The 8,981-nt window shown below is 37.8% G+C and carries 6 protein-coding genes; all 6 read left to right on the forward strand.

Going from position 1 to position 8,981, the window contains the following annotated elements:
- The first annotated feature begins 22 nt into the window (after nt 1-22).
- The gene (locus PHD84_04000) at nt 23-2,092 is read left to right on the forward strand and encodes an N-acetylmuramoyl-L-alanine amidase (GenBank protein MDD5636969.1); all 2,070 of its coding nucleotides are present in this window, start codon (nt 23-25) and stop codon (nt 2,090-2,092) included.
- A gap of 393 nt (nt 2,093-2,485) precedes the next feature.
- Nucleotides 2,486-4,165 (forward strand): 5'-nucleotidase C-terminal domain-containing protein, encoded by a 1,680-nt coding sequence (locus PHD84_04005; protein MDD5636970.1) that lies wholly within the window; start codon nt 2,486-2,488, stop codon nt 4,163-4,165.
- Between the two features lie 202 nt (nt 4,166-4,367).
- The gene (locus tag PHD84_04010) at nt 4,368-5,393 is read left to right on the forward strand and encodes a zinc-dependent alcohol dehydrogenase family protein (protein MDD5636971.1); all 1,026 of its coding nucleotides are present in this window, start codon (nt 4,368-4,370) and stop codon (nt 5,391-5,393) included.
- Between the two features lie 146 nt (nt 5,394-5,539).
- Entirely contained in the window at nt 5,540-6,514 is a 975-nt protein-coding gene (locus PHD84_04015; GenBank protein MDD5636972.1) for an extracellular solute-binding protein, read from the forward strand.
- A 28-nt stretch (nt 6,515-6,542) separates the two neighbouring features.
- Nucleotides 6,543-7,634, forward strand: a complete 1,092-nt coding sequence (locus PHD84_04020; GenBank protein MDD5636973.1) for an ABC transporter ATP-binding protein — start codon at nt 6,543-6,545, stop codon at nt 7,632-7,634.
- A gap of 16 nt (nt 7,635-7,650) precedes the next feature.
- Nucleotides 7,651-8,981 (forward strand): iron ABC transporter permease (locus tag PHD84_04025; protein ID MDD5636974.1); only part of this gene is annotated, 1,331 nt, incomplete at its 3' end.

Below are 8,981 nucleotides of genomic sequence, written 5' to 3' on the forward strand. Positions count from 1 at the left end.
AGCTTGGATTTGGGAATGAATAATGAAAAAAATAATATTATTTAAACTGCTGTTTATATTAGTGACCTTAACTACGAGTCTGGAATCATTTTCTACTGCTGTACCGGTAAGGGAATATATTGAAGGTAAATTTCCGGCAATCTTTACCATATATCTATCCTCTTTGCAAGACTTAGACGAATATGAAAAAGAATTTATTGATCTTCTTGAAAAATTGCCTGCTACCGAACAGAGGATTTTTGCTAGAGAAGTTTATAAAGATGGCTTTTCCATAGAACTACTAGAAAAACTGAGAGGCTGGCAGAAAAAAGTGGAGAAACTATTCTTAAAAGTAGCCTATCCTGTGCAGAGCGGACAGAGGATAAGAGGAAATCCTATTTTTGTTTTTGGTTGTACGACTCCTTCTCGGAAAGTTACAGTATCTGTTAATGGAGCAGGGGTGGAGAAATTTGATTATCGAAGTGGAAATTTCCTTACCTTAGTAGAAATGCCAGAAGGAGTAGAGTTTCCCATAAAGGTTACTGCTACTCTCAATGGAGAAGAAACCTCACTAGAAAGAACCGTAATATATCAACCGTCCTGGCAGGAAATGCCTGTAGAACCACTGGCCATTCACCCTCTTAATGTACAGCCCAGGCAGAATCAGATACTGGAAGAAGGTAGTCAATTAAGGGTGATTATTCAGGGAAGTCCCCGAGCTGAGGCGGTATTTCGAATTGGAAATAATTTAAAAGAAATACCAATGGAGGAGATAAAGATTTTATCCTCTACTTTAGGAATAAAAGGTATTTACCAGGGGAGTTATATAGTGAAAAAAGAAGACATTTCCTCTATCGGGAAGACAGATGCTCAAGTAATAACTGTTACTTTGCGGAGAGGTAAAGAGATAAGTCGGGAGCTACCAGGTAAGGTAATTTTTTCTTCTAGCATCCCATCTCGTAAGGTGGAGGTTACTGGCAACAGGACAAGATTATATCGCATTAGAGAAGACTCATTTGGTTATCCTGCTTCAACTCTCGGTGGAGACGGTTGGCTTACTCAAGTTATGAGTTTTGATTTGTTAGCTGGAACTCGCTTTAAAATTTCCGGTAGTGCAGGAGATTATTACCGGGTAAAATTGGGAGCAGAAAACTTTTTAATCCATCAGAATGACATTCAAGAAATGGAAGATAAAGAAAGAGAACGCCAGCCCCTTCTTTCTAAAATTAGCTTAAAAGAGACTGAAACAGAAGCAGAAGTTCGTTTTAATACTCTACAACATATTCCATTTTTAATAGAAGATGAACCACGGCAATTGAGACTTATGCTATATGGTATGCAACAAAGTGAGAATATCGCTATAGAAGGACAAGCCCCCTCTATTAAGGCTATAGAGCTTACCCCTTTGTTTTCAGAACAGCCGATTGATGCTGTGGTTATAGATATTACATCATATCATTTATTGGCAGGATTTAATTATTACTGGGATGATTCAGAATTGGTGATAAGTTTAAGAAGACTACCAGATATTGTTAAAGATAATCCGCTTAAAGATAGAATAATAGTGCTGGATCCGGGACATGGCGGAGAAGCCCTAGGGGCTATTGGTCCAGGTGATATTCATGAAAAAGATGTAGTATTAGAAATCAGTAAATACCTTCAAAAATTATTAGAAGAGAGAGGAGCCAGGGTAATAATGACTCGTTCTCAAGATATAAATGTTAATATACAGCAACGCATAGATATGGCTGTTGCCCAGCAAGCTGATCTTTTTGTCAGTATTCATGCCAATGCTCATGCCGAAGGGGCAGATGCCATCAATTATCATGGACACATGACCCTTTATAATTATAATTACAATCAGAAATTGGCTGAAATTATTCTGGATAATTTAGTAAAAAGGACCGGACTACCCGGAGCGAGAGTATGGCAAAGACCTGATCTTACTGTTTTAAGGCGACCTCAGGTGCCGAGTGTTCTGGTGGAAACCGCTTTCCTGATGCATCCTGATGATAACTGGTACCTTCTTCAATCAGAATATCAAAAGGAGTTAGCTCTGGGCATAATGAATGGAATTACTAATTATTTTCTTAACTTAATATCATCTCACTAAAAGGAAACTTTTTTATTTAACGTTTTGATACTTATTTTAACCATCAGCAACAAACTTCTTGAGGTCACCTGCTATGTGAATATATTTTTACTAGTGATTACTATAGTTATAAGAAAATATGTTATTAGAATTATTTTATCTAAGCAATATCGCTAATAGTAGGAAAAGTAGGAAAGTAAAATAGAATTTATGAGAAAAAAGTTTTATAATAAAAAAGAAAACTATAATAATTATTGTCCTTTTTGAATTTAAGACTGAGTTAGAAAAAATCAGAAAAAATGGAGAAAAGGAGGTGGTTTATTTTAGGTATCCTTCTGGTCAGGAAGGAAATTTTAAACAATTTTAAAGTCAACTTTATTGACTGAATTAAAATTTAGGAGGTATTTCAATAAAATGTTTATTAAAAGTAAAATATCCAGAAGGTTGATAATATTGGTTTTGGCATCCTTAATTATTCTGAGTGCAACATTCTTTATCTATGCAGCAGAAAAAGAAATTGTGGTACTGTCGTTTAATGATTTTCATGGTAGTCTTACTCCTTCCGGAAAAAATGTGGGAGCTGCAAAGCTTGCCGATGTTTTAAAAACCGAGAAAGCCAAGAATCCTGAAGGAACAATTATTGTCTCAGCCGGTGACAGTTATCAGGGAAGCGCCATGTCCAATTTATTGTATGGTGAACCGGTTTCTGCTGTTCTCAAAGAGATTGGGGTTGAGTTATCTGCAGTGGGAAACCACGAATTTGATTGGGGAATTGAAAGGATTACCAAATGGGCAGAAGATGGTAATCTCACCTTTGTTTGTGCCAATATTTATGATAAAAGAACAGGTGAACCGGTAGAATGGGCAGAACCTTATGTAATTTTAGAAAAAGCAGGAGTTCAGGTAGGATTTATAGGATTAGCTACACCGGAAACCGCCTACAAGACCCTTAAGGAAAATGTTGAAAATTATGAGTTCAAAAATCCGTTGGATAGTTTAGCTCAGTGGGTTCCAACAGTGAAATCAGAAGGAGCAGATTTAGTCATTGCCTTAACCCATTTAGGGTCCTATCAGGATAAGGAGGGGAGCATTACCGGCGAAGCAGCAGATTTGTGTCAGGTAGATGGAATTGATGCAGTTATCTCAGCTCATACCCATGCCACTGTTAGCGGATTGGTTGATGGTATACCAGTAGTTCAAGCTTATTATAATGGACGCACTATCGCTAAGATTGTCTTTACTCTGGATGAAAATAATCAATTGGTAAAGGCAGAACCATCACTTGATCATCTCTATGAAAGAGCCGATACCCTTAAGGATGATCCTGCTACACTAGCAATTTATCAAAAGTATGAGACAGAATTAGAACCAGTTCTGGGTAGAGTACTGGGTGAAACTACCGTTGAATTAGATCATGACCGTTATGCCGGTCCTTCTCTGTTAGGTGAGTGGGCATGTAAAGTTATGCAAGAGAAGGTAGGTGCCAAAATTGCCATGACTAATGGCGGAGGTTTAAGAACTGCCATTCCCTCAGGTAAGATTACTGCAGGTAAATTGTATGAAGTGATGCCTTTTGATAATACGCTTTATGTTTTGAAATTATCCGGAGCTGATGTAAAAGCCAATATTGAGCATGGGATTATGAATGAAAACGTAGGATGGATTCAGATATCTGGAGTAAAAGTCACTTATGATAAGAAGGCAGAAGCAGGAAACCGAATTATCAGTATGGTTTTGGCAGATGGTACTCCAGTGGAAATGGATAAATACTATACGGTGGTAACTAATGATTTTATGGCTACCGGTGGAGATAATTATGACTTTTCCAATGCTATTGAAACAAACGATACTTTCCTGCCGATTAGAGATGCCTTGATGGAAGCAGTAGAAAAAGCAGGAGTTATTTCACCAGTAAAGGAAAATTGGTTAGCTGAGTTAGGAGCACCTAAAACTTATGTTGTTGTTGCTGGTGATTCTGTCTGGAAGATTGCTCAAAAATTTGGCACTACTATGGAGAAAATTATCAAACTTAATGAATTGGCTAATCCGAGACTCATCTTGCCTGGACAGGAACTACTCATCCCAGCAGAATAACTTTGCAATACAAAAAGCGGGTGGTCATTGATAAAAAGCTTGGCCGCCCACTTTTTGTATTATATTATAAAATCTTAAGTATTATTTTACTATATTTAAAATCAAGTATTAGCAAATATTAGCAAACAAGTTAACCGTTTAAGATACTATGAGGAATAATCAGTAAGAGGATTCTAAAGAATGCTATATAGGATTAAACTCTATGAAAGCAATGCTGTTAAAGAAAATTGCGCCGATAAATAAAAGCTCACTCATTTTAGAAGATGTACCAATTCCTTCACCAGGGAAAAGAGAAATTTTAATTAAGGTTAAGGCTTGTGGGATTTGCCATACTGAACTGGATGAAATTGAAGGTCGACTTACTCCTCCCCATCTACCTATTATTTTAGGACATGAGATTGTAGGACAGGTAAAAAAAGCAGGTCCAGCCGCTGGTCGTTATCAGATAGGAGATAGAGTGGGCATAGCCTGGATAAACTGGGCTTGTGGTAAATGCTTTTATTGTAAAAGAGGTTATGAAAATTTATGTGACCAGGCTCAATGGACCGGATACAGTGCCAATGGTGGGTATGCTCAATATACAGTAGTGGCAGAAGACTTTGCATATAGGATACCTTCTTTTTTTTCAGATGTTCAGGCTGCACCTTTGCTTTGTGCTGGTGTAATTGGATATCGTGCTTTACGCTTAACCGGCATGAAAGATGAGCAAGTCCTGGGATTATTTGGTTTTGGAGCCTCTGCCCATTTGGTAATTCAGATGGCTCGTTATAAATTCCCTGAGAGCAAAATATTTGTATTTACCCGTCCCGGTCAAATTAAGCATCGAGAACTGGCAAAAAAATTAGGAGCATCGTGGATTGGAGTTACTGGAGAGGCACCTCCTGAGCCATTAAACTGTGCCATTGACTTTACCCCTGCTGGAAGACCTATTGGTGAAGCCTTAAAGGTTCTGGCTAAAGGTGGGCGATTGGTGATAAATGCTATTCGAAAGGAAGAGCCGGTACCGCCACTTGATTATACTACCCAATTGTGGCAGGAAAAGGAGATTAAGAGCGTGGCAAATGTTACCAGGCAAGATGCAGAAGAATTTTTACCCTTGGCTGCTAAAATTCCAATAATTTCTGAGGTAACTGAATTTAGGTTAGAAGAGATAAATGAGGCTCTCTTGATTCTAAAAGAGGGGAGAATGCAGGGAGCCGGTGTATTGAACATGGAAGCGGGAAGATAAATTATTTTTTTCAAGAATTTAACCCAGAGATGCAGAGGGAGGAGGTGATAGTGAAAAGTTTTAATAGAAATATTGGCGAATAATTATAGTCGCTTGCGAGGGAATATTTTTTGAAAAATAATAGAAATGAGGAGATGAATTTAAGAATGAAAAGAATAAAATTAACTATAAGTATAATTTTTTTAATATCACTTATCTGTGTAATGACAGCAGGTGCATCGAAAGTATCCTTTTATGCTAATATAACGGCAATTGAACCAATTATGGAGGCTTTTGAAGTAAAAACTGGTATAAAAGGGGAGTATACCCGAATTTCTACTGATAAATTTTTAGCTACAGTGCTGACAGAGTTTGAAGTAGGAAAACTGCTGGCAGATGTAATACAGGCACCGATACCTGTTTTAGAAATATTGAAGGAAAGAGGTGTTATTTCATCCTATACTTCACCGATTGCTGCAGTCTATCCGGAATGGACACGTAAAGATGGGATTCAGCTGTTTGGTATAGAGTATGTGGCACTTATTTATAATAAAGAATTGGTTAAACTGGAAGATGTGCCAAAACGTTATGAGGATCTCGCTGACCCAAAATGGAAAGATAAAATAGTTATGGCCAATCCCGCCATACACCCTACAACCATTTCCTGGCTTATCGGTCTTAAAGAGAATGTTTTTAGCTCAGAGGAGGAATGGATGAACTTTCTAAAAGGATTAGCTGCTAACAAACCAATGTTTGTGGCTTCTTTTGGACCAACACCGGCACCGGTGGAAAGTGGAGAAAAATTAATAGCAATTTCTATGCCCAAATACATTATTACCAAAGCACCTGCACCTTTGGATTGGGCACAAGTAGAGCAACCTCTTATGGGTACTCCCAGAGCTATTGCTGTGACCTCCTCTGCTCCAAATCCTGAGGGAGCAAAGGCTTTTATGGATTACTGGCTTTCTGACGAAGCTATGTCCATGTTGGCTGAAGAAGTGGGTGAGTATGTTCTGGCTCCGGGCATCTTTCCTCCGATTGAGGGAATGGATAAGGCAGAAATTCTAGCCATTAGAGAACTTTCTGATGAAGAAATTCAACAATGGGGGAATGAGTTTAAACAGATTTTTACTGTTGAATAACTCTAAAAGGTGGTATGTATAAAGGAGGATGACCGTGGAAATCCGGATCAAAGGATTAAGTAAATATTACTATTCTGATGGGAAGACTATTAAAGCACTCGATAATATTAGCATTACTATTCCCGGTAATCGGATATTTACTCTTCTGGGTCCCAGTGGTTGCGGCAAGACTACTCTACTGCGATGTATCGTAGGATTGGAAACGCCGGATTCTGGAGAGATTAAAATAGGTGATGAAATAGTCTGGTGCAGCAAAAAAGGAATAAATATGCCTACTGAAAAAAGGGGATTAGCTATGGTTTTTCAGACTTATGCAATCTGGCCTCATATGAATGTGTATAATAATGTTGCTTATCCGCTCCAGATTAAGAATTTCCCCAAAGAGGAGATACGCAAAAGAGTGGAGAAAACTCTTCGCTTTGTTAAGCTGGAAGGTTTTGAAAAAAGACCGGCTACGAATATTTCTGGAGGCCAGCAGCAGAGAGTTGCTTTAGCAAGGGCTTTAATAGCGGAACCCAAGGTTATTCTCTTTGACGAACCTTTAAGCAATCTGGATGCTAAACTGAGAGAAGAGACAAGGAAAGAGTTAAGGAACTTCCTGAGCGAGCTTAAAATTACTGCTGTATATGTTACGCATGATCAGATTGAAGCATTAGCTCTTTCTGATGTTATTGCGGTAATGAATTCGGGATATATTGTTGAGATTGGCTCTCCCAAGCAGATCTATTTTAATGCCACTCACCAGTTTGTTGCTGATTTTATTGGTAGAGCCAATCTTGTTAAAGCGACAGTTAAATTTCAACAGGAAGACCAGACCATTGTTGATTCAGAACTTGGTACCTTTATCTGTCAGAAAAGAGATTTTCCAGTGGGAAGCAAGGTAATTCTTTGCATTAGACCAGAATTCATCTATCTAAAAGAAGATAAGGTTTCTGAAGAACAAAACATAATCACTGGACAGATAGAGAATTTGATCTTTATTGGAGAAGCTTATGAAGGAGAGATTAGAGTTGGTAAGGAACGCTTAATGATAAGAATAGACTCGGAAAGTTCCTTGCAAAAAGGTGATACTGTAGATTTCGTTGTAAGTGCTGAACATTGCCTGCTAGTTTTGGATTAAATAATGGAGTAAAATAATGGATAAAAGTACCAGGTTAACACTCATTTTGATTATTATAGTTGGTTTTCTAACCGTGTGTCCGGTAATAATGCTTATTTTAGGCAGTTTTTCCAGAGGACTGAGCGCTTTTGGCGCTTTTACTCTGGAGAAATATATTGCAGCTTATACTGATTCAGATTTTGCCAAAATTATAAATAATACGGTAATCTTTGTTCTTGGTTCTTCTTTAGTGGCAACTCTCCTTTCCCTGTTTTTAGCCTATTTAAATAACAGAACCGATATACCGTGTAAATTCTTATTCAGAGTAATTTCAATAACTCCCATGATGATTCCCCATATACTTTTTTCAGTCAGCTGGGTATTATTACTTAATCCATCTAACGGGATTTTCAATTTAATGCTTAAACAGGTCTTTGGTTTAGAGAATTCACCTTTTAATATTTATTCCCTTTGGGGCATGATTCTGGTAGAAGGATTATTAGATATGCCCATTGCTTATCTCATCATTGCCCCAGCAATGGCTTCCTTTGATGTAAATCTGGAGGAGTCTTCCAGGGTATTCGGAGCAAATACATGGCTGACTTTAGTCAGAATCACCTTGCCTGTGCTGAGACCTGCTATCTTAGCTGCTTTCATACTATGTATTGTCCGCTGTATGGCTTCTTTTGCGGTACCCTCGGTTATAGGTATGCCTGGAAGAATATATGTTCTGGCTACTCATATTTATCAGACTATTTCAGTTGGCTTTGCTATAGATTACGGTAAGGCAGCAGCAATTGGTATGAGTGTTCTGGTAACTTCTCTTGTCCTTATCCTGCTATATCGATATTTAACTGCTGCCAGCGAAAAATATGTTACTATTTCCAGTCGTGGTTATCGCCCTACAGTCATTGAACTGAAAAGAGCAAAAATTCCTTTGTTCTTTGTTTTAGGTTTAATATTATTCGTTCTGATAATACTGCCTGTTTTGGTATTGATTTATACCTCTCTAATACCTTATACCATGGTTCCCAGTGCCAGAGCTTTTTCCATGATGAGTCTACGCCATTGGTATGCAGTGATTAAAGATCCTATTTCTATTTTGTCTTTGAAAAATAGCTTATTTCTAGGTATCTTTGGTGCCACGCTGGGAGTAATATTATCTATATTTGTAGCCTATACTATTGTTAGAATTAGAACAAAAATGTCAGGTATTTTAGAATCTTTAAGTTTTTTATCTTTTTCCTTTCCAGGTATTGTTATTGGTGTTGGATTTATGTGGTTTTTTGTCCGTACCCCTATTTATGCTACTATCTGGGCTTTGTTAATTGGATACATTGCTACCTATTTACCTTATGGAATTCGTCC

The sequence above is a fragment of the Atribacterota bacterium genome, from assembly GCA_028717805.1.
In the GTDB taxonomy this organism is placed as follows: Bacteria; Atribacterota; Phoenicimicrobiia; order Phoenicimicrobiales; family Stramentimicrobiaceae; genus Stramentimicrobium.

Excerpts from the sequence above, each read along its gene's own strand:
- PHD84_04000 (MDD5636969.1), top strand. The coding sequence starts at position 23 with ATGAAAAAAATAATATTATTTAAACTGCTGTTTATATTAGTGACCTTA.
- PHD84_04005 (MDD5636970.1), top strand. The coding sequence starts at position 2,486 with ATGTTTATTAAAAGTAAAATATCCAGAAGGTTGATAATATTGGTTTTG.
- PHD84_04010 (MDD5636971.1), top strand. The coding sequence starts at position 4,368 with ATGAAAGCAATGCTGTTAAAGAAAATTGCGCCGATAAATAAAAGCTCA.
- PHD84_04015 (MDD5636972.1), top strand. The coding sequence starts at position 5,540 with ATGAAAAGAATAAAATTAACTATAAGTATAATTTTTTTAATATCACTT.
- PHD84_04020 (MDD5636973.1), top strand. The coding sequence starts at position 6,543 with ATGACCGTGGAAATCCGGATCAAAGGATTAAGTAAATATTACTATTCT.